This window comes from Cytobacillus sp. GQ23 (genome assembly GCF_059758675.1).
This window is the reverse complement of the sequence record NZ_JCAXER010000028.1, coordinates 40,568-64,595: the sequence shown is the minus strand read 5'-3', so window position 1 is coordinate 64,595 and position 24,028 is coordinate 40,568. Positions and strand designations below refer to the sequence as shown.

Sequence of the window (24,028 nt, the reverse complement as noted above, 5' to 3'; positions counted from 1 at the left end):
AGGTGCAGCTATTGCCTGCACCTTTTTTTCGTATTAATTTTCTGAATCGGCCTCCAGCAGGTCCCAGGCTGTAATAAAGCCTTTTGGTTTTTCAGTCGGCTTTCCAGTATCAGTAACAATGATTCCCTCAAGCTTTTCATTTTTATTTCTGGATTCCTCAAACATATCCTCTAAATCAAATATTGAAGTATTCGTGCCGGCAAATGCGATTTGATGCTTGGATTTTTTGTTGAAGAGCTCTTTGATTTTCACTTTTTTCAGCTGGATCGTCTCTTCAGTAAAATGCTCTGCCATCCATTTGACAATATCTGCTGAGGTTAGCAGCCAGGAATATTCCTCTTCCCTTGAGTAGATGGGAAACTGCGAATGAGAGAATTTATTGATTATGGCCAGTACATCTGAAAGCTTTCCATCTTCATAAAAATAAAATACAGGTGTCGCAGCTATGGAAATCGCCGTTTTGGGCTTTTCAAAATGGCCGGCAATCCGTTCGATTTTTTCCACCGTTTCCAGGTGAGGTTCCGCAATATAATAATCCAGATCAATTTTTTCATGGACAATAGCATTCCTCAGCTTGGCAAACTGATGTAAATCATCCTCATATAATCGAATCAGCGAATGGTTTTTCTGTATTTCTATCAGTTTATAAAATTTATCTGTTCTGGCTTGTTTAGCAGATTGTTTCAAGGCTTTGTGAATTCGGTTAAAGGCAGCCTCAAATCTTTCAGATAAGTTCATTTCCGGTTCTGCTCCCATGGTGATCTCTCCCTAATTCATAATATCCTTCTTTATTCCCATATTAGCGGACGATATAAACTTTGAAGAATCTGGGTCAATTTCCGGCAGAATAATTTGCACACATAGAATTTTCAGTCTATTATATGATATTATATTCTTTAGCTGAAGAAGTTGCATAAATATATAAATCTACTAATAATCCTTTTCCTTCTAACCTTATTAAACCTAGACTTTCCTTATTTTAGGAAGAAATAAAGTGTGTATTTTGTCTCTTTGGAAATGGATATTTATTATTACTGAATAATTTTTTTGAATCTTCAGCTCACTATATTTGAAGCGAAAGCCGGTGAAAATATGGAATACACTGTACATCCTTTAGGAGATAATGCAGTTCTTATTGAACTTGGGAATGAAATCAGTGAGGATGCACATCAAAAAGTGCAGACACTGACATCCTTTCTCGAGAAACATCCTCCAGATTGGATGATAGAATACATCCCCGCTTATACCACAGTCACCATTTTTTACAATCCATATGAGATATATCAGCTTTCCGGCGGCCAGCTTCCATTTGATTTCATATGTTCTCTCATAAAACCGCTAATGGAAGAACTGGGAGAAAAAAAGCCAATGGAAGCAAGGATTGTCGAAATCCCGGTTTGCTATGAAGGAGAATTCGGGCCGGATCTTGACTATGTTGCCGAACATAACGGCCTTACCCCTGATGAAGTAATAAACATTCACTCTTCAGGCAGTTACCTGGTCTATATGATTGGCTTTGCGCCAGGCTTCCCTTTTATCGGCGGGATGTCAGAGCAAATTGCCGCACCCCGACGGGATACCCCCCGTTTGAAAATACCTGAGCGAACAGTGGGAATTGCCGGGATGCAGACTGGGATCTACCCCATTGAGACGCCAGGAGGCTGGCAGCTGATCGGGCGTACTCCTGTAAAACTGTTTCGTCCAATGGATGAATCCCCCACCCTTTTAAAAGCTGGAGATAAAATTAAATTCAGGCCAATCAGTCTGGAAGAATACCATCATTGGGAGGAGACGGAGCAATGATTAAAGTGCTAAAGCCTGGACTCCTTTCAAGCATTCAGGATCTTGGGAGAACCGGCTATCAGAAGTTTGGCATCATAGCCAGCGGGGCCATGGATCCTTTTTCACATCGAATGGCCAATCTGCTGGCCGGCAACGAAGAAAATGAGCCTACAATGGAAATAACGATGATGGGTCCTGTCCTGGCATTTGAGGAAGATACATTAATTTCAATCTGCGGCGGAGACCTTTCCCCTTCGATCAATGGCCAGCCTATTCGGACATGGCGGTCCGTTTTTGTGAAAAAAGGCAGTGAACTTAAATTCGGGGGCTGCAAAAAAGGATGCAGAGCCTATTTGGCTGCAGCCGGCGGCTTTGCCGTACCAGAAATAATGAACAGTAAATCTACTTATCTGCGTGCGGGTCTTGGCGGATTTAAAGGAAGAGCATTAAAGTCTGGAGATGTGCTGGAAACAGGCAAACCTTCTCTTCTGTCTTTGAAAATGACGGGATACTTGTCAAAACAGCTCCTTGATAAAAATTTCGTTGAAAACGATTGGGGCATTTCCTCAAAACTCATTCCGGAATATGTGGGGAATCCGGAAATCAGAATCACCAGAGGACGGCAATTTGAATTATTTTCCCATGAAAGCAGGATCCAGCTGTTTAATGATGTTTTTGAAGTGACGGCACAATCGGACAGGATGGGATATAGATTGAAGGGTCTTTCACTTGCACTGTCAGAGCATGCTGAACAAATATCTGAGGCTGTCAATTTTGGGTCCATTCAGGTTCCTCCAGACGGAAATCCGATTGTCCTGCTGGCTGACAGGCAAACAACCGGCGGCTACCCGAAAATTGGGCAGGTTGCTGCGGTTGACCTCCCCCTTCTCGCGCAGGCGAAACCCGGAGATGCTTTGCAATTTACAGAAATAACAAGTGAACAGGCTCAGCAGCTGCTAATTAAGAGAGAAATAGAATTGAAGGAATTAAAACAAGGAATATTATTAAAAATCAGAGGAGGAAATTAACATGCACATTGTAGACATTAACTGTGATATGGGAGAAAGCTTTGGTTCTTACAGGATGGGTCGCGATGAGGAAATCCTGGACCACATTACCTCAGCCAATATTGCCTGCGGCTTCCATGCTGGCGACCCGGCGACAATGCGAAAAACAGTCAGGATGGCGCTTGAGAAAAATGTCGGCCTGGGTGTCCATCCCGGACTTCAGGATTTACACGGGTTCGGCCGCAGGGATATGAATATTACCCCTCAGGAAGCCTATGACCTGGTGGTCTACCAAATTGGCGCTTTATATGCATTTGTTAAATCAGAAGGCGGCAGGCTTCAGCATGTAAAACCGCATGGAGCATTGTTCAACATGGCCTCAAAAAGCGCGCCGTTATCGGAAGCAATCGCAGAAGCAGTATACAAAGTGGATCCGGAACTCATTCTATTCGGTCTCTCTGGTGGCGAATTGGTTAAAGCCGGCAGGAAAATCGGCCTCCGTTCTGCCAATGAAGTATTTTCAGACCGAACTTACCAGGAGGACGGAACGCTGACTTCCAGACGGGAAAGCAATGCCCTTATTACCGATCACAGCGCTGCTGCTCAACAGGTAATCCGCATGGTTAAAGAAGGAAAAGTTCACTGTGTACAGGGCACCGATGTTTCTATCGAGGCCAATACGATCTGTATCCACGGTGACGGGGAAAGCGCTCTGGAGTTTGCCCAATATATTCCGAAGGCACTTAGTGAAGCGGGAATCCAGGTGGCGAAAATTAGTGAGTTTTTGAAATGAAATTAGTTTTATGAAGAATTGGTGACTTGCCGAGCGTGAATGGACTTTATTTGGTTAGTTAGATAGCTTGAACGGCACATAAGGGAGCGGATTGATGCCGTTTGTGGCGGTATGGTCAGCCCGAACGGCCTTAATCGAGCCGAAAAGTGCCGTTTGTGGCGGTATGGTCAGCGCGAATGGCTTTAATCGAGCCGAATAGTACCGTTCATGGCGGAATTGCATCAAGCAGACTATTACCATTCATAACCTACCCGCCAGCATAAATAGCACCCATCAGGCCTTATTGCACTATAAACTAAGTAGACAAATTGAAATATTGGGGGAAAACGAATGAAAAAGCAATCTAATGCCAGTCTATTGCTTGGCGCCGCCTTCTTAATGGCTACGTCAGCCATTGGCCCGGGCTTCCTGACTCAGACGACTGTATTTACAGAAACCCTGCTTGCGAGCTTCGGGTTTGTCATTTTAATTTCTATTATTATTGATATTGGTGCACAGATGAATATCTGGCGAATCATCGCTGTATCTGAAAAACGCGCACAGGATATTGCCAATGATGTACTTCCAGGTCTGGGGTATTTTCTTGCTGCCCTCATTGTCATGGGCGGACTGGCTTTTAATATCGGAAATATTGCCGGTGCCGGGTTAGGTACCAATGTTATTTTCGGCATTTCGCCTGAATTAGGCGCCCTTTTAAGCGGAATTCTGGCAATTGGCATTTTTCTTGTAAAAGAAGCTGGCAGATTAATGGACCGTTTCACACAGATTTTAGGATTTGTCATGATCGGGTTAACTCTTTATGTCATGTTTACAGCACAGCCTCCTGTTGGTGAAGCTGTAGTCAAAACGTTTGTTCCGGATAAAATTGATATCCTTGCCATCATCACACTTGTCGGGGGTACAGTCGGCGGTTATATTACTTTTGCCGGCGGCCACCGCTTAATTGATGCGGGTGTTAAAGGGAAAGCGGCCCTTCCGGAAGTCACAAAGAGCTCTGTAAGTGCAATCGGGATCGCTTCTATCATGCGAATCTTCCTCTTCCTTGCCGCGCTGGGCGTTATTTCACAAGGGCTGGCACTCGATCCATCCAACCCTCCTGCTTCTGTCTTCCAGCTTGCTGCGGGCAATATTGGGTATAAGATATTTGGGGTCGTTATGTGGGCAGCTGCCATAACTTCAGTTGTCGGTGCAGCTTATACTTCAGTCTCATTCATTCGGACATTGAGCACTAACGTCGAGAAATATCATAAATGGGTGATTGTCGGTTTTATCGCCATTTCTACTTTTGTCTTTGTCTTAATTGGAAAACCGGTCAAAATTCTGGTTTTAGTTGGTTCGTTAAACGGTCTTATCCTGCCAATTGCTTTAGGGGTTATGCTGATTGCGGCTCATAAAACCAAAATTGTCGGCGATTATAAACATCCGCTCTGGATGACGATTTTCGGAGTCATAATTGTTATTGCCATGGCTTACATGGGTGGTTACTCGTTAATTAATGGAATCCCTGAGCTGTTTAAATAAGTATGAAAGGAGATATTTATATGAACTCCCCTTCTCAATTTAATCCTGATGAGGCACGGCAATTGATCCGAAGCAAGGCATGGGATAAGCCGACAGCTGGTATGGCAAACGGCTTCATCCAGGCTAACCTTGCCATACTGCCAAAGGAATTGGCTTTTGAGTTTCTCCTTTTCAGTCAAAGGAATCCGAAATCCTGCCCGATTATTGATGTGACAGAACCTGGTTCTCCTGTTCCTCTGCTCTCTGCACCTAATGCTGATATCAGAACTGATCTCCCAAAGTACAGGGTATATAAAAACGGAGTGTTAACTGAAGAGCAAACAGACATCAATTCTTATTGGAATGATGATATGGTGGCATTTCTGATTGGATGCAGCTTTACATTTGAAGAAGCATTGCTGAAAAATAACATCCCTATCCGCCATATTGAGGAAAATCGGAATGTTCCGATGTTCAAAACCAATATTCAGTGTGTTAAGGCTGGCCGGTTTGAAGGGCCAATGGTTGTCAGTATGCGGCCGATGACAGAGAAGGAAGCTATTCGGGCAGTACAGGTGACTAGCCGCTTCCCTTCTGTCCATGGGGCTCCTGTCCATATTGGAAACCCCGAAGCAATCGGAATTAGTAACATACATAAGCCGGATTTTGGCGATGCCGTGACGATTAAAGATGGAGAGGTGCCGGTCTTTTGGGCCTGCGGCGTAACTCCCCAGGCAGTTGCCATGCATGTGAAGCCGGAGATTATGATTACACATGCACCGGGACATATGTTTATTACTGATTTAAAAAATGACGAGTTCTCGATTTTATAGGAAAAAGGCGTCCATTGGGCGCCTTTTATTTTTTGTGTTTTAAAAAATCCAGTGCTTCCTGATGATCTTTTTTCATAATCTGCTCTATCAACGGATCAGCCGGGATGACTTCCTTCTTTTTGTTTTTGATTGTCCTGAATACAGGCCTTATAGAGGAAAGACTGCTTTTTACTTTCCATTCTCCTTCCTCAGAGACTAATTTTAAATCGATGAGACCGAGATGATTGCCCCAGTAGCCAGCTTGAACAGCAGCTGTTCCATTTATTGTTCCGGTCTTCAAATCGATTCCCGGCACCTCCTGCAGCTCTTCTTTAACAGGAAAAACAGAGTGGCTGTGTCCGAATAAAATGGCATCTATTCCTTTAACTTTACTGAGTGCCTGAACTGAATTGCCTTTTTTCTCCTTCAGCCCTTTATCGGATTGCAGGCCGGTGTGTGCAAGGGCAACAATGATATCCGCACCTTTGCTTTTCATAATGGGGATAAAGTGCTCGGCTGTTTCTTTAATATTTTTTACTTTTAGGTTCCCGCGAAAATACTCCCTATTCCACTCAGCAACAATCGGTGTAATAAAGCCAATAACTCCGACATTCAATTTGTGCTTTTCTCCGGATGTATCTGTTACTTCCTTCTCTATGATGGTGTAGGGGTTAAAATAATTGAGGTCATCCTCCTCAAGCTGGTTGCTGTCTTCTACATAGATATTGGCATTCACATAAGGAAAGTTAGCTCCTCTCAGGCTTTCTTCCATAAAATCGATTCCGTAATTAAATTCATGATTTCCCACTGTTGCAGCATCATAAAGAAGTGTATTCATAGCCTTAAAAACAGGATGGACATTCGCCAGGTCCAGTGGATGGCTTCTATAGGCATATTCATCAAGCCCATTGCCTTCCAGAATGTCCCCGTTATCGAATAAAAGGGAGTTAGGAGACTCATTTCTTGCCTGTTTGATCAGGCTGGCTGTTCTGGAAAGCCCAAATTCTACTGTTTTCCTGCGGTCTTCGTAATCATAACCAATCATGTTTCCATGGAGATCAGTGGTTTCCATCAGGCGCAGATGGATGGTTGGCGGTCCGGATACTTCAGCTTCCGTCTGGTTCCAGACAAGCAGCAGGGCTATGAATGATATCAGTGAGATAGTATATTTTTTCATTCCCTTTTTCATTCCAACTCCCCCAGACGATCAAAGATTAGTTTTCTTATTTTCTCTAGATGCAAGAAAATTAATCAGAGATTGGGGACTTAAGAAAAAAGAAGAAAAAAAGGAAAATTTTGAAACATTTTTTCCTATATCACGTATAAAATGAAATACGAATCGAGGGGGTTCTTCTATGCTCATGCACAGGAAGTTTTGGATTTGGGCCATATTATTTTTTATTTTAGAAACCATTTTAGCAGCCGCCGTGTCATTTTTACTTAATTTTCCTCTGCTTGATACCCTAGCCTACAGCAGTTTTCTCCTATTTGCATTGAGCTTATTTTCATTTTCTCATGGCGATGCCTGGACAAATAATGTAATTGCCAAATCAAAAATAAACATGGCGACACATATGAATACAGAAGAAAGAGCAAATTTCTTCATTAATCTTAATCCCTTTTTAGCCGGAACTTTTGCTTTTTTTATCGTTGGGTTAATCATTACTGGTTATTTGTTTAGTACTCAGTCTTTATAAAGTGTTTTCATTATGATTTTCTCCCAATTTTTCCAGCTTAGAAGATGTTTCAGGCGAATTCTTGTTCCGACACCGTTTCCGACGGGGTATCTGAGTCTGGGTTCTCTTTCCCTAATAATGTCCACTGCTTTTTTTGCAACGATTATCGGATCTTCATATGATGGCTCCCCTTGATCAAGGTACCGCTGTATTTTTGTCATATAGGTATAATATGGCGAGTCTTTCTTTAATGATGGCTCCGCTATCTTCTTCCCAGTTGTCCAAATGCCTGTTTTGAAAGATCCCGGCTCAATGAGCACCACATTTACTCCAAACGGCTTGACTTCAAGCCTAAGAGATTCACTCCAGCCTTCTAACGCAAACTTTGAGGCTGCATATGGCGATAAGCCCGGAAAACCTATTCTTCCGCTGATGGAGCTGATGTTAATGATGGTTCCCGCTCCCTGTTCCCGCATGAATGGCAGAACTGCCTGGGTCACAGCAATCGTTCCGAAGACGTTTGTTTCAAATTGCGCTCTATACTCATCCAGTGTAATTTCTTCTGCAAATCCTGCACCTGCGTAGCCTGCATTATTTATTAAAACATCTATAGAAGGCAATTGAAGCAGCTGGCTTTTTAAATTTTCAATAGAAGCTGATGAAGTGACATCTAATTCGTGAATGAAAATCTGCTTAAGCACTCCCTCTTTATCAGCTTTCTCCAATAAGATTTGGCGTTTATCCAAATTCCTCATGGTTGCAAGAACGTGAAAATCATTTTTTGCAAGCTCAATGGCCATTAATATTCCAAACCCGCTGGAACAGCCGGTAATGAGGGCATATTTCCTATTCAAATACTTTCATCCTTTCTCTGGGCTGAATTTTTTGTTTTAAATGTAAATAGATATATAATTAAGTGTAAAAGTATTATAAAATAATAAATATATTGATAATAAGAGGATGAACAAGGTGGCTCAAATATTTATCAGCATTTTTCTGCTATTATCCGGTTTGATTCCGGCAGTGCAGCAAAGCCAGGAGCCGATTAATTTCAATGACCCGGGAAGAGATGCCATTGTCATTGATTCACCAGCCCTAAAAAACCCTGCTTTTTGCAGCACACTGATAACTGCAGTCAAAACAACCGCAAAAACAACTAAATTTAAAGAACGTCGCATGTATTTTCAGAATCTAAAATCGATTGCATTCGAGAGAAGCAATGAATACATGACCCCTTACATGTTTCAGAGTAATTATCTCCGCATTTAATGAAACCTTGAAGAATCTTACTAAAGTGTGGAGGAATGAGATTGGAAACGATTAAATCACTACTTAATAATAATGGCTTTAAACGCTTCGTCATTTTTGGAATTATAGTTCTGGCTCTTTATTTGTCGAGGAGCATGATTAATTTAATCCTGATTACTTTTATTTTTTCTTTCTTGATGGATAGGCTCGTGAAACTGGTCCTATCGAGATTTAAACTGAATAGAAAACTGACAGTTGTAATCCTTTATATAGGCATTATCGGCCTGTTATCCATCGGGATAATTAAGTACCTTCCTTTAATAATATCTGAAATTTCACAGCTGTTTAAGCAGGTTGAGAGCTTTTATACTCAGAAGCATGACAATATTGTCATCACATACATTGTGCAAATGCTCGAAACAAATGAAATTACAAAGTATCTCGAACAGGGCTTTGCTTTCCTGCTTCAATATTTCTCCGATATTAGCCATATTGCGATTCAAGTATTGCTGTCCCTGATCCTTAGTTTGTTCTTCCTGCTTGAAAAGCCTAAATTGACAGAGTTTACTTTAAAGTTCAAACACAGCAAAATGGCTGCATTTTATAATGAGATTTCCTATTTTGGCGGTAAGTTTGTGCAAACATTTGGAAAAGTAATTGAAGCACAGGTGGTCATAGCCACAGTAAATTGCATCTTGACTACACTTGCCCTATGGATCATGGACTTCCCACACCTGATGGGCTTGTCTATACTTATCTTCCTGCTTGGTCTAATCCCGGTGGCAGGCGTGATTATTTCCCTGGTTCCTTTGTGTACAATCGCTTATTCTCTCGGCGGCTTTATCCAGGTGTTTTATATCCTTCTGTTGATAATGGTGATCCATGCGATAGAAGCCTATATTTTAAACCCGAAGCTTATGTCTTCCAAAACGGATTTGCCTGTATTTTATACGTTCATCGTTCTGATTTTCTCAGAGCATTTCTTCGGTGTTTGGGGCCTTATCGTCGGTATTCCGGTATTTGTATTTCTTCTGGATGTCCTTGAGGTCAAGAGCAATCCGCCAAAAATACAATAACTTAAAAAACACACAGTCGCGCTGTGTGTTTTTTATTTGTTCACTACTCCCCTTTTATTATCAGGCTGCTTCAGCCAATGCCTGAGCCCTTTTCCTGCATATGGTTCATCATTATATCTGGGAATGATGTGCAGATGGCTGTGAAGAATAGTTTGATTTGAAGCTTCACCGACATTCCATCCAAGGGTGTATCCATCCGGTGAAAACTTTTTATCCAAATAATGCTTCGCTTTTTGGAGAAGCGCATATGTATCTTTCTACTCTTCTGCAGTTAGGTGAAAGGCATCTGAATGATGAGCCTTTGGCACAATGACCCCACATCCCTCCAAAACGTCCTGCTCTTTATCGTGCTGAAGGAAATAACAGGTGCGATTTTCAAAAATGATATTCTGGTGTGGATCCGTGTGAGGGCTGCAAAAAGGACAAGCTTTCTGATGTGTCATTTTCATGGATTCCTTTCTTGGCAGTTTATGAGTAACTTCTCTAATGCAGCTCTATGGGAAGATTTATCATATCCAGAGTTATTGAGTACGGCCTTTTGGATAGACAGGCTATTGAGGATTTCTTCTTCTGCCTGTCTCCTTGCTTTAAGAACCTTAATAGTGCCTTCTTCCCCGCTCAGATTATTCTTCAATCCATATCCCTGCTGGGTATAATAATGCATAAAACCCTCTGACCAGCTTTTCGGCCGCTCTTTTATTGCTCTATTAAACGAGTAGTCTAAGTCATCCTGATTGATATAAATTAGTAATGGATTAAGCTTTTTCACCGAACTTTCCAGCGCTAAAACATAATCCTGTATCTTTGATTTAGGAGCCCCATACTTAATCATTCCGACCGTAACCGGATTCTGGATAAAACAGCATTCAAAAATATGGACTTTATTGCTGCTTTCAGCATGCCTGGCAAAACTTGCCCACTTTTGAGTGATGAGTTTCATATTTTGGTCCAGCGGAAGCTCATAGATATCATGTTTAAATACTCTGTCATAAAATGAATCCGGCATATTAGACCCAAGCTTCTTATAAGGCAGCAAAAAGCCATCATCTTCTAAAATGCTTTTCTCTAAAATTAGCTCTCTGAAAGTATAAAATTCCTCTAATAAATGCTGCCACTCTTCATTAGTTAAATAAGCGACACTTTCAAAATCTGCCGGGTGGCTTAGATCCCCTTCGAAATATACTTCTGCATCGATCCCTTGTTGCCGAAGCACCTCATAGGCCAGTGCTGCCGTAGTGGATTTGCCTGAACCAGGCAGACCCTCGATTAATATTAATTTTGTATCCATGGATTCACCTTCGCAATATTTAGAATTCAAGATCTATTGTAAGGCATAGAAAGAAAAACAAACAGTTTTATTTGCTGTTTGTCTTTGCGGAAGGAGTATTAAACCAGGGTTTTTTGCGGTCATGGAAGCCGTATGGCACCTGTTTTTGCATGTGTCACAGCCTTTGGGTCTGTATAAAAGCTCTATGGCGCCCGTTTTTGCATGTGTCAAAGCCTTTTGGTCGTCATAAAGGCTCTATGGCGTCCGTTTTTGCATGTGTCACAACCTTTTGGTCTCATAAAATCTCTATGGCGCCCGATTTTGCATGTGTCACAGCCTTATGGTTATCATAATATCTCTATGGCGCCCGTTATTGAGAGGAACACAGGATTTTGGTCATCATGAAAGCTCTATGGCGCCTGTTTTAGCATGTGTCACAGCCTTTTGGTAGCATGAAAGCCCATGGCGCCTGTTTTTGCATGTGTCGTAGCCTTTTCGTCGTCATGAAAGCCCTATGGCGTCCGTTTTTGCATGTGTCACAGCCTTATGGTCGTCATAAAGGCTCTATGGCGCCTGTTTTTGCATGTGTCGCAGCTTTTTGGTCGTCAGGAAAGCCCCATGGCGCCCGATTTTGCATGTGTCACAGCCTTATGGTAGCCATAAAGGCTCTATGGCGCCTGTTTTTGCATGTGTCGCAGCTTTTTGGTCGTCAGGAAAGCCCCATGGCGCCCGTTTTTGCATGTGTCACAGCCTACTGGTCATCATGAAAGCCCCATGGCGCCTGTTTTAGCATGTGTCACAGCCTTTTGGTCGTCATGAAAGCCCCATGGCACCTGTTTTAGCATGTGTCACAGCCTTTTCGTTGTCATAAAGCCTCTATGGCGCCCGTTTTTGAGAGGAGCACAGGATTTTGGTCATCATGGAAGCCCCATGGCGCCTGTTTTAGCATGTGTCACAGCCCTTTCGTCGTCATGAAAGCCCCATGGCGCCTGTTTTAGCATGTGTCACAGCCTTTTGGTCATCATGAAAGCCCCATGGCGTCCGTTTTTGCATGTGTCACAGCCTTATGGTAGCCATAAAGGCTCTATGGCGCCTGTTTTTGCATGTGTCGCAGCTTTTTGGTCGTCAGGAAAGCCCCATGGCGCCCGATTTTGCATGTGTCACAGCCTTATGGTAGCCATAAAGGCTCTATGGAGCCTGTTTTAGCATGTGTCGCAGCTTTTTGGTCGTCAGGAAAGCCCCATGGCGCCCGTTTTTGCATGTGTCACAGCCTTATGGTAGCCATAAAGGCTCTATGGAGCCTGTTTTAGCATGTGTCGCAGCTTTTTGGTCGTCAGGAAAGCCCCATGGCGCCCGTTTTTGCATGTGTCACAGCCTTTTCGTCGTCATAAAGCCTCCATGGCGCCCGTTTTTGAATATGCCCCTGCCTTTTCGTAGTCATGAAAGCCGCATGGCACCATTTCACCAATAATCTTCTAAGAAACAAGTTTAAGCCCAATGGCTGCACTTAATACCATCGCAATAAAAAATATCCGTTTGGCATCCTTCGGTTCTCCGTACAGGATCATGCCAAGAATCGCTCCACCTGCGGCGCCGATTCCGGTCCAAACCGCATACGCTGTGCCCATCGGAAGCTCTTTCATAGCCAGAGACAGGAACAGAAAGCTTGCGCCAAACCCGCCAGCCAGTAGGAGAAATGATTGCCAGTTGCGTTTCTGGTGCCAGCTGTTTATCATCGTGACACCGGTCATTTCAAAAACCCCGGCAAGTATCAGATACACCCAGCTCATGAACTTTCAGCTCCTTTTGATTCGTCCTCGTTTGTCACCAGCTTTAAACCGAGGACTCCTATTAGTAAAACAAGAACTAGAATGATCTTAGAAAATTTCAGCGGTTCGCCGAAGAATATAATTTCAGATAGAACTGTCCCGGCGGTGCCCATGCCAACAAAGACGGCATAAACAGTTCCCACTGGCAGCACCCTTCCCGCCATGATCATCAGATAAAAACTGACGGTTATGCTGATGATGGTCCCTGCCCATGTTAATGGATCATCTGCATGTTTTAAGCCAATGACCCAGAAAACTTCAAAAAATGCAGCAATAAAAACCTTCAGCCACTGCATGAAATCAGCCCCTTCAACAAATAATCTCTCCTGGAAAAAGAAAAAACCCGGAAGATATCTGATAATCAGTATCTCCCAGGCTTTTATCCCTCCGTGGCATAGCAATAATAGCTATGAGTTTTCTCTCGGACCAGCCCAGCTTCTGCTGCGGAACCCTAGAAAACCTTTTATATTAGATTTACAGGCATTATAACAGATTATATGATCATTTTCCATCCAAATCAGTTCAAATGATCTGCAAGGACATATTCTTTTTCCCAATGCCGGCAGTCTGCCAGATCAGCTAAGCCGCTGATTTGACTGATTGGCGGAGGATAAGGGCTACTCCTGATATGCTCTTTTATGCTGTTGAAGGCTGTGTCATAATCGAATTCCAGACAGTGATCAAAATAACGATGAACAATTTCATTTTTGATCCGGAAAGGCGGATACACTCTTTCAATAAGAACAAAAAGCTTCAGCATTTCTGTTTTGTTCATATAACCATTCCTTTAGATAATCTTAATTCAATTATTGCCCGTTTTTCAAAAACAAAACCCCTGCACAACAGCAGAGGTTCCATTCTATATATTAAGTTCAAGTGCGATCGGACAATGGTCGCTGCCCATAATGTCACAATGAATTTGTGAATCTATTATTTTTTCCTGAAGCTTTTCCGACACAATAAAATAATCAATGCGCCAGCCGATATTCCGCTCTCTTACTTTTGCCATATACGACCACCATGTATAGGCTCCCTCGGCTTCCGGGTATTTATAGCGGAAGGCATCCACAAACCCAGAACCAAGCAATCTGGACATTCTATCACGTTCTTCATCGGTAAACCCGGAATTCCCGCGATTTGATTTTGCATTCTTTAGATCCCGTTCAGAATGTGCCACGTTTAGGTCGCCGGTCATGATCACGGGTTTCATCGCATCCAGCTCCAGTAAATGCTCCAGAATCCGCTCTTCCCAGTTAAGCCGGTATGGCAGACGGGCCAGGTCCCGCTGAGAATTCGGCGTATACACATTCACGAGGTAAAACTCTTCATACTCCAGTGTGAGAATTCTGCCTTCTGGTTCTGTATCGTCATTGCCCAATCCATATCGGACTGATATCGGTTCTTTTTTCGTAAATACGGCTGTCCCGGAATACCCTTTTTTCAGTGCATAATTCCAATATTGATGATAGCCTTCCAAGATGAGCTCAATCTGTCCTTCCTGTAATTTGGACTCCTGGATGCAAAAGATGTCTGCATCCACCTCTTTAAAGTAATCGATGAAGCCCTTTTTCACACAGGCTCTAATGCCATTCACATTCCATGATACAAGTTTCATTGCTTATAAATCTCCTTATGTAAAAAATATACCTGAGTACAACATTACCATGGACCGTCATGTTCTGCACTGTTAAAGCACTGATGTTTGAAGGGCAGCCGGCAATACTAATAGTTCCTGGATATTGGCTGATCTTGTTTGCATGAAATCAACGCAATTCCCTGCTTCATTAATCTTGCTAAAGCCAGCTAAAATAGTCTAAAGAAAGCGGTGTAAAAAATATAACAAACTTACTGCCATTAATTCTGAATTTGCACATCTTTGCCTCTATGCCTTTTGGCCAATAAGACAATAAAAATTTTCTAACTAGAAGACTCCGGTGCTTGATGAGCAGGGCGGCTTACAAATATTATTGAACACTTTTCTGTACGGCTTCTTTGAGCTCTCCTGCTGATTTTTCCGGGGTTTCCGCTAGGCTGATTGCCGTAATGACTGAAACGCCGTCTGCGCCTGCAGCCATTATCGGAGGTGTATTTTTAGCATTTATTCCCCCGATTCCCACCACAGGAATCTCGATGGAAGCAGATCTCAATTCACTTAAAAACGTAAGCCCCTGCACAGCTTTGGCATCCTTCTTTGTGCTTGTCGGATAAATAGGGCCAATGCCTAGGTAGTCGGCCCCCTGCCTGATTGCTGCTTCTGCTTCCATCATATTATGAACGGAGACACCAAGAATTTTGCTGCCAATTTTCCTGCGGACCACATCTGCCGGTTCATCCTCCTGGCCAATATGGACACCATCTGCATTTAGGCGAATAGCCAATTCGATATCGTCATTAACAATAAAAGGAATACTGCTCTCTCTGCAGATTGCCTGAAGCTTTTTTGCAAGGCGTTCCTTCTCATTGCCATGCAGGCATCCTGCTCCTTTTTCACGGAATTGAAACAGGGTGATGCCCCCTTGAATCGCTGATCGGAGAATTTCTTCAGGATCTTGATGGCAATTAACGCTTCCCATGATGAAATATACCTTTAGCCAGTCTCTCATTTGTTTAGTATTGACTTCCATGTATGAGGCTCTCCTTTTTCTTGGCATTAAAGGCCCAATGATTGGTTGGCCCATGGCCGCTGCCAATTTTTAAGTCATTTTCAATTGCTGCCTGGATAAATTGCTTAGCGCGATCTGCAGCCAGGGGTACAGATAGGCCGTCAGCGAGGCCAGCTGTGATGGCAGCCGAAAAAGTGCAGCCTGTGCCGTGCGTGTTCACTGTTTCGATTCTATTACTCTTGAATTCGGTAAAACATTCTCCATCAAATAATAGATCCGCAGCCATTTTTCCCTCCTCATGGCCGCCCTTTATGATGACATGTCTTGCTCCAAGCCTGTGCAATTCATAAGCAGCCTTCTTTTTATCATCCATAGACCGAATGATAGTATCCGTTAATACCTCTGCTTCTGGAATATTGGGTGTAATCACCATGGAAAGCGGAATCAAATGCTTTTTCATTGCTAAAATAGCTTCAGTCTGAAGAAGGCTTGCTCCGCCCTTAGCAATCATCACAGGATCAATGACGATATTTTTCCAGCCGTAATTTGCCATCTCCTTTGAAACAGTTTCAATGATCTCAGCACTGAACAGCATTCCAGTTTTGACTGCATCCGGACTTAAATCTTCTCCTATGGATTGTATTTGGGATGCAACCGCATCTGCGGTCATTGGAAAAACTCCCTGTACTCCTCTGGTGTTTTGGGCGGTTACGGCAGTTAAAGCTGACATGCCGAATACACCCAGTTCCTGAAAGGTTTTTAAGTCTGCCTGAATACCTGCACCTCCTCCGCTGTCTGATCCCGCTATAGTTAATGCTTTGTTCACTTTCATATGTATTGCCTCCTATCCTTCCGTTTTTTCAATTGAACCGCGCATTTCAACATCTTCAGCTGAAATATTATATAAGCTGTTCAAAAACTCTATCTGGAAAGTGCCCGGGCCCCTGCCATCTGTATTTTCTGCTGCGATTTCGGCGGCAGAGCCATATACGACCAGAGCAGCAGCTGCCGCTTTTACAGGATCTTTTTCAACTGCTGCGAAAGCTCCTACGACAGAAGTCAAAAGACATCCGGCACCCGTTACCTTCGTTAATAGGGAATGTCCATTGCGGATGGTAAATGTAGTATGTCCATCTGTAACAATGTCCTGTTTGCCTGTTATGACGGTGACTGAACCAGGTTTATTTGCTGCAGATTTGGCAAGCTCTAATGTGTTTCCTTCTGCTTCTCCTGCATCGACGCCCTTAATATTCCATTGCTGTCCTGCGGCATTGGCGATTTCTGCCGCATTGCCTCTTATGATGCTAATATCTAATTCTTTCATTATTCGATTGGCAGTTTCTGTGCGGTAGGCAGTGGCGCCGGCGCCAACAGGATCAAAAATAACCGGCACCCCATGCTGATTGGCTGATTTTCCTGCGATAAGCATACTTTTCACTTCTTTTTCAGACAGTGTTCCCATATTCAGAACCAGTGCCCCGGCGATTTTAGCCATATCACCCGCCTCTTCATGCGCATAGGCCATGACAGGTGATGCTCCAATAGCCAGCAGGCCATTGGCAGTGAAATTGGTTACTACTACATTGGTGATATTATGTACTAATGGATTTATCTCTCTTACTTTCTCCAATAGGCTGGTAATTTCTTGAATGTTCACATCTATTCCTCCTCTGCAAATGCTGCTTAATAGTTTCTTAAGGGAACACAAAAAGCCAGATCCCATATATGGACCTGGCTGAATAATCTGTAGAGAGTCATTTGGTTCTCCGCAATTACTACTTTCCTACGCTGGTATAATCCAGATCAGGTCCGAAGGGTAAAAAACAGTCCGGTTTCTTTCTCAGCCCGCGAGCATCGGGCACCCCTAGCAGTAAAACTATTAAGTTGGCTGTTTTTATCTTAGCCTGAATCGTGAAATCTGTAAAGCTTGCAATTCTGCCGCTTCCTCTTTAAGGTGTAAGTAAGAATACATAGCTTGGAGGATTCAGATATGGCTGAACACCATTTTCACTTGAAAGCACATTGGCCTGGTCTTCGCAATGATGTGGGGGAAATAGAAACAGGCGGCCTGAGAACAAAGGTATCCATTCCACCGGAAATGGACGGTCCCGGAATCGGAACGAATCCGGATGAAATGCTGCTTGGGGCGGCGGCTGCTTGTTATATTATTACCCTTGCAGCCATGATGGAACGCAGCCGGCTCGATAAAGAGGACCTCACGATGGAGTCAGTCGGAATTGTGGATGTCACAAAAGGTGTGATTACGTACAAAAAGATTATTCATCGTCCAGTTATCGTGCTGAAGGCAGACGCCGATGGAAAGGACTATACACTTGCCAAGAAGCTGGCGCAAAAAGCGGAAGCATCCTGTATGATCTCAAGGGCCATTAAAGGAAATGTGGAAGTCGAAGTACAGGAAACCATCCGCAATAAAAAAACAAACGAAACACCGGCAGGATAGCCGGTGTTTCGTTCAGATTAAAGAGCCCATTTACGGATGGCCAGTGCAACGCCGGCTTCATCATTCGTTCCTGTTACAGCATCGGCTGTTTCTTTAACAATGTCCTGTGCATTTCCCATCGCTACTCCCCAGCCTGATTCCTCAATCATGGCAATATCGTTCAAGCTGTCTCCCATGGCCATTACATTTTCCATTGAAATACCAAGGAGTTCGGTTACTTTGAGGATTCCTATGGCTTTGTTGATGCCTAAAGCATTGACTTCAATATTGGTTAAGCTTGAGTTGGTAATTTCGAGATCGCCCTTTGATCGAAGTTCCTTATGGATCAGTTCCCTGATCGCATCATCTGAAATATCAAACCCAAATTTAAGCCATTCATGGTCATGGATATTTTCCGGCATTTCGTTCATCCACACCCGTTCACAGCTAGTTGCCCAGAAATTGGTCTTGTGTGTCTGAGACAGATTCCACATCCATTCCATTACTTTAGAATCCACTGGAGCTCTTAAAATGGATTCACCATCAGGTCCAAATATTTCGCTGCCATTTACCGTGATCAAATAAGAATTTAATTCAAGAGAATCAGCATGATCGCCTGCCGTTAATCTGGATCTGCCAGTGCTCAAAATAACTTCGATGCCTTTCTCCTTTGCCTCTTTTATAGCTGCACGGTTCTCTTCAGGAATTTCTCCTTTGGAATTCAGTAATGTTCCATCCATATCAAGGGCGATTAATTTAATTTGCGGTGGAATTTTAGAATCTTTCATAATCCTCTTCCTTTCTTCTATTAACACAATAAAGCCATTATATAGGTAAGCCGGCTTTCCTTCAAAGAAGGCGCATTCCAGATGAATACTTTTAAGGAAAATGGAAATACCTGTATGTATTAAATATTAAAGGTGATGTTACTATGTATCTCGCACTTGTGATGATCGTATGGATTTTGTTCGCTTACCGCTTTATTGACTGGTCGCAGTGGAGAAAGCAATATCCGACTGTTTTATTTTTTATTGCAATCAACCTGACCTACAATATGCTCTATTTTAATCATACACTATGGGCTTTTAGAGGCATTACGGCGGAATGGCTGAATCATTCAATTATTAACTTAGCCTTCACTTTTTTTATTACACCTATGGCTCTGATCATTTATCTGCAGCGCTACCCTGAATATAAAAAACAGGGATACATATACTCTGCTGTATGGATTGGCTTTTTTACGATTATTCAATCACTGTTTGCCCACAAAGGAATGTATGTGTACGATAACGGCTGGAACAGCTGGCATAATATTTGTCTGAATATCGCTTTATTTGCTGTATTGCGAATCCACTATCGAAGACCGGCGGTTGCCATGCTGATTTCCCTGCCTGCTGCGGTGGTATTCTATTTATTATTCCCTGTTCCATTGGACAGCCTAAAATAAATGCATACATAAAGCGAGGTGTACTGGAATGATTATTCAGAACGATTTGTCTGTTTTCTTATTTTTGCTCCTTCTGTTCGCAACCTATGCATCGATGTGGTTTTATTTAATTAGGAAAAAAACAAATAAATAATTTAGCGCAGACCAAATGGTTTGCGCTTTTTGTGTATACTCTTAATACATGCCAAAAAAATGAAGCGATTTGCTTCTATCTGTCGTCTAACTGTCAGTCAAATAAAAGTCAGCCGGTATCGGCAGGCTGGCATTTAAGCTGGGAGGTAAACATGTGAGCATTGAAGAGTATATATAACGGTCAATAACGGATCAAGCGGACCGTGCTCTCGTTCTTGAGATGTTTATGGATGAGTATGGCACCGTTCTGAAACGATTAATATACAGCTATGTGAAAGACTGGAATACTGCAAGCGATCTGACACAGGATACTTATATTACTGTGTGTTTGAAAAGCTGGAAAATAGCGTAAATATGCCGATTGAAGATGAAAAGGTTTCGTTAATTATTAACAAATATCGTGCTGCAGAAGGTACTGTCCATCAGGCAGAAGATGTTGAGGTGGTTATGCATGAAGAACTGCATAATGAGGCTCGTCCATTCAAGCTGTCCCTAAGCAATGAAAATCATCCTTCCAGAGCCATTAAATCATGTATATAAAGAATTATCTTTAAAACGAACAGATGAGATCCTAAAGGGTTTAAGGCCGGCAGAAGTATTCCAGCTATATCTGTTTGCGGAGGAAGTTAAGGACTTTTATACTCAATATGTCCTGTTTAACCATGACCCGCATGTCGAAAAGCCATTTCCTGATCTAAATGCTTATCCCAATGGGATCAACCAGTCAGCTTCTATACCAGAAGAACAGACTTTATCTTTGGATTCGGACTAAGCAGGAACAGCGATGGAATATGGAAAGTAAACTGGATGCCAATCCAGTAAATGATCCAGCTTGTACCAATTATGGTGCAGGCTCTTTCCTTTTATCTGAATTGGCCTCCAAAGAAAACAATGATCGCGAGGACCGATGAAAGAAAAAGCGTGAGGATAATGGAAAATAGGACATGAAAGCCCGCCTGCCAATTTTGGACTTTCTTTAAGACATTGATGCTTACGACGAAGACAAGAACTGTCAGCAGTAGAAGGACAGAAAATGGCCGATGGCCGATTTTGTTCAGATAAAGATCATACAGAGGCGAAAAACCCAGCAGCAAAAATAAACCGAGGCATACAAAAGATAAAATGAAAACCAGATGGCTTAATTTTTCCGGCATGGTTAGTCCCCCTTTTAGAAAGCCCGCCTTTTTTATAAATGTATGAAAATATATCATTACATAAAACTTGTAATTCATTCATTGTTAACATATGGTATAAATATCTTTAGGTAATCAAAAGAAAAGAAGGTTTTTGCGTGAAAAAAAATATTTTTATCACCTTTTGTGCTGCCGCTGCAGGTGCAGGCTTATTTTCTTTATTGAATGTTCCGGTCGCCTTTTTACTTGGTGCCTTGACTGCTGTAATGATTGGAAGCCGGCTTAGCAGAATTCCCTTTTACTGGCCAGCCGCATTTCGCGATGCCGGAATCATCATTGTCGGCTACAGCATTGGCCTTTCCTTTACACAGGATGCGGTCCTGTTAATTCTTAAGAAGCTGCCTTTTATTATGCTAATAACGATTTGCCTTATTCTCTTCTGTGCCCTCTCTGCACTTCTCATTTCCAGATTAATGGGCATCGATTATCCAACAGTTCTGATTGGCAGTATTCCCGGAGGTCTTTCACAAATGATCCTTCTGGCAGAGGAAGTCAAAGGAATCGATATCACTGTGGTTACCTTTATGCAGGTTGCAAGGCTGTTCATAATTATTTTCACTGTCCCTGCTTTGGTTTTCGGACCTTGGATGAACATTACAGGAGGATCTGGTTATATAGCTGCAGAACCATTATGGGGAGATTTATTCCCTGATATTTTTCTCTTCGCACTGGCTTCCTTTGCCGGCATTATCCTTAGCAAACGACTAAAGCTCCCTACCGCACCCCTTCTCGGTCCGATTATGGGAACAGCTGCCCTTGTTATTTCCGGCATTAATGGGCCCGAGCTTCCTTCCTCTGTTCTGGACCTATCACAGCTATTAATTGGAGCACATATCGGCATGATGATGAGGCCTGAAAAACTGGATCATAAGGTTAAAACGATTTCACTTGCTGCCTTAAGTGGTCTGATTCTAATGGTGTGTTCGGTTCTGCTTAGTTTTTGGGTTATGCACGCTTTTCAAATTTCCCCTGCTACCGGATTACTGAGCCTTGCGCCGGGAGGGATGGACCAAATGGCTATCATGGCCCATGAAACCGGTGCAGACCTGGCCATCGTAACAGGATATCAGCTTTTTCGCTTATTCTTTATCTTTTTTGTGGTGCCGCCGTTTTTAAAATGGCTGTTTTTGAAGTTTAAGAGATTGGGAACCTCAAGCGAATAAAGAAGGGACTGCAGCTGCAGCCCCTTCTTTTGCTATTATGTTAGTTAATTACTATAGCCTGTGACCCCATTAGCTCCCAGGCTTCTATAAACTGCTGTTTTGGCACCTTTTTATTTTTTGTGCCATATGGATCGTTAACATAGATATTTTCCTCATCATATCCGGTTATCGCCACACTATGCATCTGGAACGATACTTCTACAGGTCCGCCTGGTGTATTCCAGGTTTCAAAGGATGCTGCGGGAGAAAGGCTTGCCGTCGTAATAATCCAGACCGGCGAACCTTCTGCAATTTTATCAAGCAGCACATCAAACGGCTTGCCAGTCAGATTCTCAGTACGATCAGGGAAATACTTTTTGGCGAGTTCGAAAATCGGCCCCTCATAAACGCCCAGTCCCGGACCATCCTCCATATTGCCGACAAATCCGGCATTGGGGTTTCCGTATTCCCCTCCGCTATACCTCAGAGGCACACGGTTAATTTCCTGTGCCAAATCATTCTTTGATACTTTCATGCCTTCATAGCTTAATATCATTGCTAAACTGGTAATCTCACAACCATTATATAATCGCGGATGATCCATTTGGTTATACAATGGCACATCCAGAAGCACCGATTTCTTCTGGACCTCCTGCTTAACAGGCGGTTCATGCTTTGCCTCCCCATGCGGAACAGCTGCATAGTAAATTTCTTTGTGTTTTGAATGTTCATGGCTCCCTATCTTTATGCTTCCCACAGTCAGAGATAATCCAACCCCGGCTGCTAAAGACATGGCGAGAATTCTATTACCCAATTGATCATGCTCCCTCATCATTTCGCTGTTATATAATATTCTAGTTTGCTAACTCCGGTACCATTGTGCCATACACGCCCGGATATTACAAATACGCTGATGATTGGCAATTTTTTTTAGAATATTTGTCAAAATCGCTGTTTTTTGCTTTTTTCTGATGAATATCGTCTTGTTTTGATAGCTTTTGTCATGCGGCAGGAAAAAGAGGGATATCATGCTGAATAGGTTAAGTGGAAATTGATTCGGAACCCGATTCCGAATGATTCAGAATCTATTTTGGAAAGGGCTGAGTTAAATGGATACGCAATATATGAAAGCTTATACAATAAAAGAGGTTTCAAAAATGCTGAATGTGCCACCCGGGACCTTAAGGCAATGGGAAAAGGATTTAAATGGACTTTTGCTGATTCCCCGTTCCAAACAAGGAGCCCGTTTTTATACAGACCATGAAATTGCCTTGCTAGATAAAGTGAAGCAAATGCGCGATAAAAATCTGAGCAAGGAAATGATCCGGGAATTAATGCAAAAACATATGGAATATGCTCCTGAAACGGATTCATCGTCAAATGAAAACGCTTTGGCGGCAGTAGAACAGGAAACAGCCATACATAAAGAGCCTGATTCAGTTATGGATGCAGAACAGTTCATGGCTTTGATGGAAAACTTCAAGGACAGTTTACTTACAGATATCAGAAATGAAATTCGCAGCGGCGTTCGAAAGGAGGTTTTGGATGAAGTGAAAAAAGAGATTAGCAAAGGGTCTTTGCATACTGTTAAAAGCCTGTCGGATTCAATTTATAAATCCGGCGAAAAAACAAAAGCGGAAATCGAGTCACTGACAGCGAAGATTGAGCTGACTTCGGAAGAAACTTCCGAAGCGGTCGGAACTCTTTCTAAGAGGGTTGCGAAGAGTTCGAAACGCACTTCCGATCAAATTCATCAACTGACAAATAAACTGACCGAATCCTCGGAAGCATCTTCTGAAGAATTCAAAACCATGATCCATTACATCTCCTCTTCTGCCGAGGTGACCAGCACCGAAATCAGCTCACTGATCGAAACGTTAAATACAGACAGGGAAATTTATATCGAAACCATTAATAAAGAGCGGGAGCAATATTGGCATGAGGTAAAGCAGCGGGAAGACGTTTTTCAGGACATGATTGTTTCCTTCCGAAACGCAGCCGCTGCACAGGAACCTGAAAAAAAATGGTGGAAATTCTGGAAATAGGATTGGCGTATGAAAAGAACCAGGAGACTCTTATTC

The 24,028-nt window shown here is 42.7% G+C and carries 28 protein-coding genes, 1 pseudogene and 2 riboswitches; of the genes and pseudogenes, 14 read left to right on the top strand and 15 right to left on the bottom strand.

What is annotated here, in order from left to right; all coding sequences use genetic code 11:
• Nucleotides 1–33 precede the first annotated feature (33 nt).
• Nucleotides 34–756 carry a CBS domain-containing protein gene (locus AC6CHU_RS20805; RefSeq protein WP_251283018.1) on the bottom strand — a complete coding sequence of 241 codons (723 nt, stop codon included), beginning with the start codon at nucleotides 754–756 and terminating at the stop codon, nucleotides 34–36.
• A gap of 336 nt (nucleotides 757–1,092) precedes the next feature.
• On the opposite strand from AC6CHU_RS20805, the gene pxpB reads away from it, so the two are divergent.
• The 5 genes from pxpB (at nucleotide 1,093) to AC6CHU_RS20780 (ending at nucleotide 5,915) form a co-directional block, all read left to right on the top strand.
• Nucleotides 1,093–1,803: a 5-oxoprolinase subunit PxpB gene (pxpB, locus tag AC6CHU_RS20800; protein WP_159871867.1), complete on the top strand. Its 711-nt coding sequence runs from the start codon at nucleotides 1,093–1,095 to the stop codon at nucleotides 1,801–1,803.
• Nucleotides 1,800–2,810 carry a 5-oxoprolinase subunit C family protein gene (locus AC6CHU_RS20795; RefSeq protein WP_159871864.1) on the top strand — a complete coding sequence of 337 codons (1,011 nt, stop codon included), beginning with the start codon at nucleotides 1,800–1,802 and terminating at the stop codon, nucleotides 2,808–2,810. Before pxpB ends, AC6CHU_RS20795 begins: the two co-directional genes overlap by 4 nt.
• 1 nt (nucleotide 2,811) lies before the next feature.
• On the top strand, nucleotides 2,812–3,582 hold the full coding sequence (locus AC6CHU_RS20790; RefSeq protein ID WP_159871861.1) for a LamB/YcsF family protein: 771 nt from the start codon (nucleotides 2,812–2,814) through the stop codon (nucleotides 3,580–3,582).
• 330 nt (nucleotides 3,583–3,912) lie between these two features.
• The gene (locus AC6CHU_RS20785; protein WP_159871858.1) at nucleotides 3,913–5,103 is read left to right on the top strand and encodes an NRAMP family divalent metal transporter; all 1,191 of its coding nucleotides are present in this window, start codon (nucleotides 3,913–3,915) and stop codon (nucleotides 5,101–5,103) included.
• Nucleotides 5,104–5,123: 20 nt separating this feature from the next.
• The gene (locus AC6CHU_RS20780; protein WP_251283016.1) at nucleotides 5,124–5,915 is read left to right on the top strand and encodes a putative hydro-lyase; all 792 of its coding nucleotides are present in this window, start codon (nucleotides 5,124–5,126) and stop codon (nucleotides 5,913–5,915) included.
• Between the two features lie 25 nt (nucleotides 5,916–5,940).
• On the opposite strand, the gene AC6CHU_RS20775 is transcribed toward AC6CHU_RS20780, so the two are convergent.
• Nucleotides 5,941–7,083: a metallophosphoesterase gene (locus AC6CHU_RS20775; RefSeq protein WP_251283015.1), complete on the bottom strand. Its 1,143-nt coding sequence runs from the start codon at nucleotides 7,081–7,083 to the stop codon at nucleotides 5,941–5,943.
• Nucleotides 7,084–7,249: 166 nt separating this feature from the next.
• Between AC6CHU_RS20775 and AC6CHU_RS20770 the strand changes: the two genes are divergently transcribed.
• Nucleotides 7,250–7,591 (top strand): hypothetical protein, encoded by a 342-nt coding sequence (locus AC6CHU_RS20770; RefSeq protein WP_236566352.1) that lies wholly within the window; start codon nucleotides 7,250–7,252, stop codon nucleotides 7,589–7,591.
• On the opposite strand, the gene AC6CHU_RS20765 is transcribed toward AC6CHU_RS20770, so the two are convergent.
• The gene (locus AC6CHU_RS20765) at nucleotides 7,579–8,424 is read right to left on the bottom strand and encodes an SDR family oxidoreductase (RefSeq protein ID WP_159871849.1); all 846 of its coding nucleotides are present in this window, start codon (nucleotides 8,422–8,424) and stop codon (nucleotides 7,579–7,581) included. The two genes, AC6CHU_RS20770 and AC6CHU_RS20765, sit on opposite strands and share 13 nt — an antisense overlap.
• Before the next feature lie 106 nt (nucleotides 8,425–8,530).
• Between AC6CHU_RS20765 and AC6CHU_RS20760 the strand changes: the two genes are divergently transcribed.
• The gene (locus AC6CHU_RS20760; RefSeq protein ID WP_236566351.1) at nucleotides 8,531–8,839 is read left to right on the top strand and encodes a hypothetical protein; all 309 of its coding nucleotides are present in this window, start codon (nucleotides 8,531–8,533) and stop codon (nucleotides 8,837–8,839) included.
• A 41-nt stretch (nucleotides 8,840–8,880) separates the two neighbouring features.
• A complete protein-coding gene (locus tag AC6CHU_RS20755; RefSeq protein ID WP_159871843.1) occupies nucleotides 8,881–9,894 on the top strand; it encodes an AI-2E family transporter in 1,014 nt (337 codons plus the stop codon).
• 32 nt (nucleotides 9,895–9,926) lie between these two features.
• Here the strand turns inward: AC6CHU_RS20755 and AC6CHU_RS20750 are convergent.
• From AC6CHU_RS20750 to thiM, 9 genes and pseudogenes are all read right to left on the bottom strand, one after another.
• Nucleotides 9,927–10,337, bottom strand: a pseudogene (locus AC6CHU_RS20750) (HIT family protein).
• A gap of 2 nt (nucleotides 10,338–10,339) precedes the next feature.
• Nucleotides 10,340–11,182, bottom strand: a complete 843-nt coding sequence (locus AC6CHU_RS20745) for a P-loop NTPase family protein (RefSeq protein WP_159871840.1) — start codon at nucleotides 11,180–11,182, stop codon at nucleotides 10,340–10,342.
• A 1,454-nt stretch (nucleotides 11,183–12,636) separates the two neighbouring features.
• Nucleotides 12,637–12,951, bottom strand: coding sequence for a DMT family transporter (locus tag AC6CHU_RS20740; protein ID WP_159866636.1), 315 nt, complete (start codon nucleotides 12,949–12,951; stop codon nucleotides 12,637–12,639).
• Nucleotides 12,948–13,286 carry a DMT family transporter gene (locus AC6CHU_RS20735; RefSeq protein WP_159866633.1) on the bottom strand — a complete coding sequence of 113 codons (339 nt, stop codon included), beginning with the start codon at nucleotides 13,284–13,286 and terminating at the stop codon, nucleotides 12,948–12,950. The genes AC6CHU_RS20740 and AC6CHU_RS20735 overlap by 4 nt, the downstream gene beginning before the upstream one ends.
• Nucleotides 13,287–13,356: 70 nt before the next feature.
• Nucleotides 13,357–13,456, bottom strand: a riboswitch (guanidine-I (ykkC/yxkD leader).
• A gap of 51 nt (nucleotides 13,457–13,507) precedes the next feature.
• A complete protein-coding gene (locus tag AC6CHU_RS20730) occupies nucleotides 13,508–13,765 on the bottom strand; it encodes a replicative helicase loader/inhibitor (RefSeq protein WP_159866630.1) in 258 nt (85 codons plus the stop codon).
• Nucleotides 13,766–13,849: 84 nt separating this feature from the next.
• Nucleotides 13,850–14,605 (bottom strand): exodeoxyribonuclease III, encoded by a 756-nt coding sequence (locus AC6CHU_RS20725; RefSeq protein ID WP_159866627.1) that lies wholly within the window; start codon nucleotides 14,603–14,605, stop codon nucleotides 13,850–13,852.
• 349 nt (nucleotides 14,606–14,954) lie between these two features.
• Entirely contained in the window at nucleotides 14,955–15,614 is a 660-nt protein-coding gene (gene thiE / locus AC6CHU_RS20720) for a thiamine phosphate synthase (protein WP_159866624.1), read from the bottom strand.
• The gene (gene thiD / locus AC6CHU_RS20715) at nucleotides 15,598–16,425 is read right to left on the bottom strand and encodes a bifunctional hydroxymethylpyrimidine kinase/phosphomethylpyrimidine kinase (RefSeq protein ID WP_159866621.1); all 828 of its coding nucleotides are present in this window, start codon (nucleotides 16,423–16,425) and stop codon (nucleotides 15,598–15,600) included. The genes thiE and thiD overlap by 17 nt, the downstream gene beginning before the upstream one ends.
• 12 nt (nucleotides 16,426–16,437) lie before the next feature.
• Nucleotides 16,438–17,250 carry a hydroxyethylthiazole kinase gene (thiM, locus tag AC6CHU_RS20710; RefSeq protein ID WP_159866618.1) on the bottom strand — a complete coding sequence of 271 codons (813 nt, stop codon included), beginning with the start codon at nucleotides 17,248–17,250 and terminating at the stop codon, nucleotides 16,438–16,440.
• Between the two features lie 106 nt (nucleotides 17,251–17,356).
• Nucleotides 17,357–17,469: riboswitch (TPP riboswitch) on the bottom strand.
• A gap of 114 nt (nucleotides 17,470–17,583) precedes the next feature.
• Here thiM and AC6CHU_RS20705 point away from each other — a divergent pair.
• Entirely contained in the window at nucleotides 17,584–18,054 is a 471-nt protein-coding gene (locus AC6CHU_RS20705; protein WP_159866615.1) for an OsmC family protein, read from the top strand.
• Between the two features lie 17 nt (nucleotides 18,055–18,071).
• On the opposite strand, the gene AC6CHU_RS20700 is transcribed toward AC6CHU_RS20705, so the two are convergent.
• Nucleotides 18,072–18,821, bottom strand: a complete 750-nt coding sequence (locus tag AC6CHU_RS20700) for a Cof-type HAD-IIB family hydrolase (protein WP_159866612.1) — start codon at nucleotides 18,819–18,821, stop codon at nucleotides 18,072–18,074.
• A gap of 143 nt (nucleotides 18,822–18,964) precedes the next feature.
• Here AC6CHU_RS20700 and AC6CHU_RS20695 point away from each other — a divergent pair, with 143 nt between their 5' ends.
• The 3 genes from AC6CHU_RS20695 (at nucleotide 18,965) to AC6CHU_RS20685 (ending at nucleotide 20,384) form a co-directional block, all read left to right on the top strand.
• Entirely contained in the window at nucleotides 18,965–19,480 is a 516-nt protein-coding gene (locus AC6CHU_RS20695) for a CBO0543 family protein (protein WP_159866609.1), read from the top strand.
• Between the two features lie 456 nt (nucleotides 19,481–19,936).
• On the top strand, nucleotides 19,937–20,152 hold the full coding sequence (locus tag AC6CHU_RS20690) for a hypothetical protein (RefSeq protein WP_159866606.1): 216 nt from the start codon (nucleotides 19,937–19,939) through the stop codon (nucleotides 20,150–20,152).
• Nucleotides 20,112–20,384 (top strand): hypothetical protein, encoded by a 273-nt coding sequence (locus AC6CHU_RS20685; protein ID WP_159866603.1) that lies wholly within the window; start codon nucleotides 20,112–20,114, stop codon nucleotides 20,382–20,384. Before AC6CHU_RS20690 ends, AC6CHU_RS20685 begins: the two co-directional genes overlap by 41 nt.
• A gap of 91 nt (nucleotides 20,385–20,475) precedes the next feature.
• Here the strand turns inward: AC6CHU_RS20685 and AC6CHU_RS20680 are convergent, their stop codons facing one another.
• Nucleotides 20,476–20,766 carry a hypothetical protein gene (locus tag AC6CHU_RS20680; RefSeq protein ID WP_159866600.1) on the bottom strand — a complete coding sequence of 97 codons (291 nt, stop codon included), beginning with the start codon at nucleotides 20,764–20,766 and terminating at the stop codon, nucleotides 20,476–20,478.
• 137 nt (nucleotides 20,767–20,903) lie between these two features.
• Between AC6CHU_RS20680 and AC6CHU_RS20675 the strand changes: the two genes are divergently transcribed.
• The gene (locus tag AC6CHU_RS20675; RefSeq protein WP_498122680.1) at nucleotides 20,904–21,968 is read left to right on the top strand and encodes an AbrB family transcriptional regulator; all 1,065 of its coding nucleotides are present in this window, start codon (nucleotides 20,904–20,906) and stop codon (nucleotides 21,966–21,968) included.
• 40 nt (nucleotides 21,969–22,008) lie between these two features.
• Here the strand turns inward: AC6CHU_RS20675 and AC6CHU_RS20670 are convergent, their stop codons facing one another.
• Nucleotides 22,009–22,761 (bottom strand): C39 family peptidase, encoded by a 753-nt coding sequence (locus tag AC6CHU_RS20670; protein WP_159866594.1) that lies wholly within the window; start codon nucleotides 22,759–22,761, stop codon nucleotides 22,009–22,011.
• A 310-nt stretch (nucleotides 22,762–23,071) separates the two neighbouring features.
• On the opposite strand from AC6CHU_RS20670, the gene AC6CHU_RS20665 reads away from it, so the two are divergent.
• Nucleotides 23,072–23,992, top strand: coding sequence for a MerR family transcriptional regulator (locus tag AC6CHU_RS20665; protein ID WP_498122679.1), 921 nt, complete (start codon nucleotides 23,072–23,074; stop codon nucleotides 23,990–23,992).
• Nucleotides 23,993–24,028 lie beyond the last annotated feature (36 nt).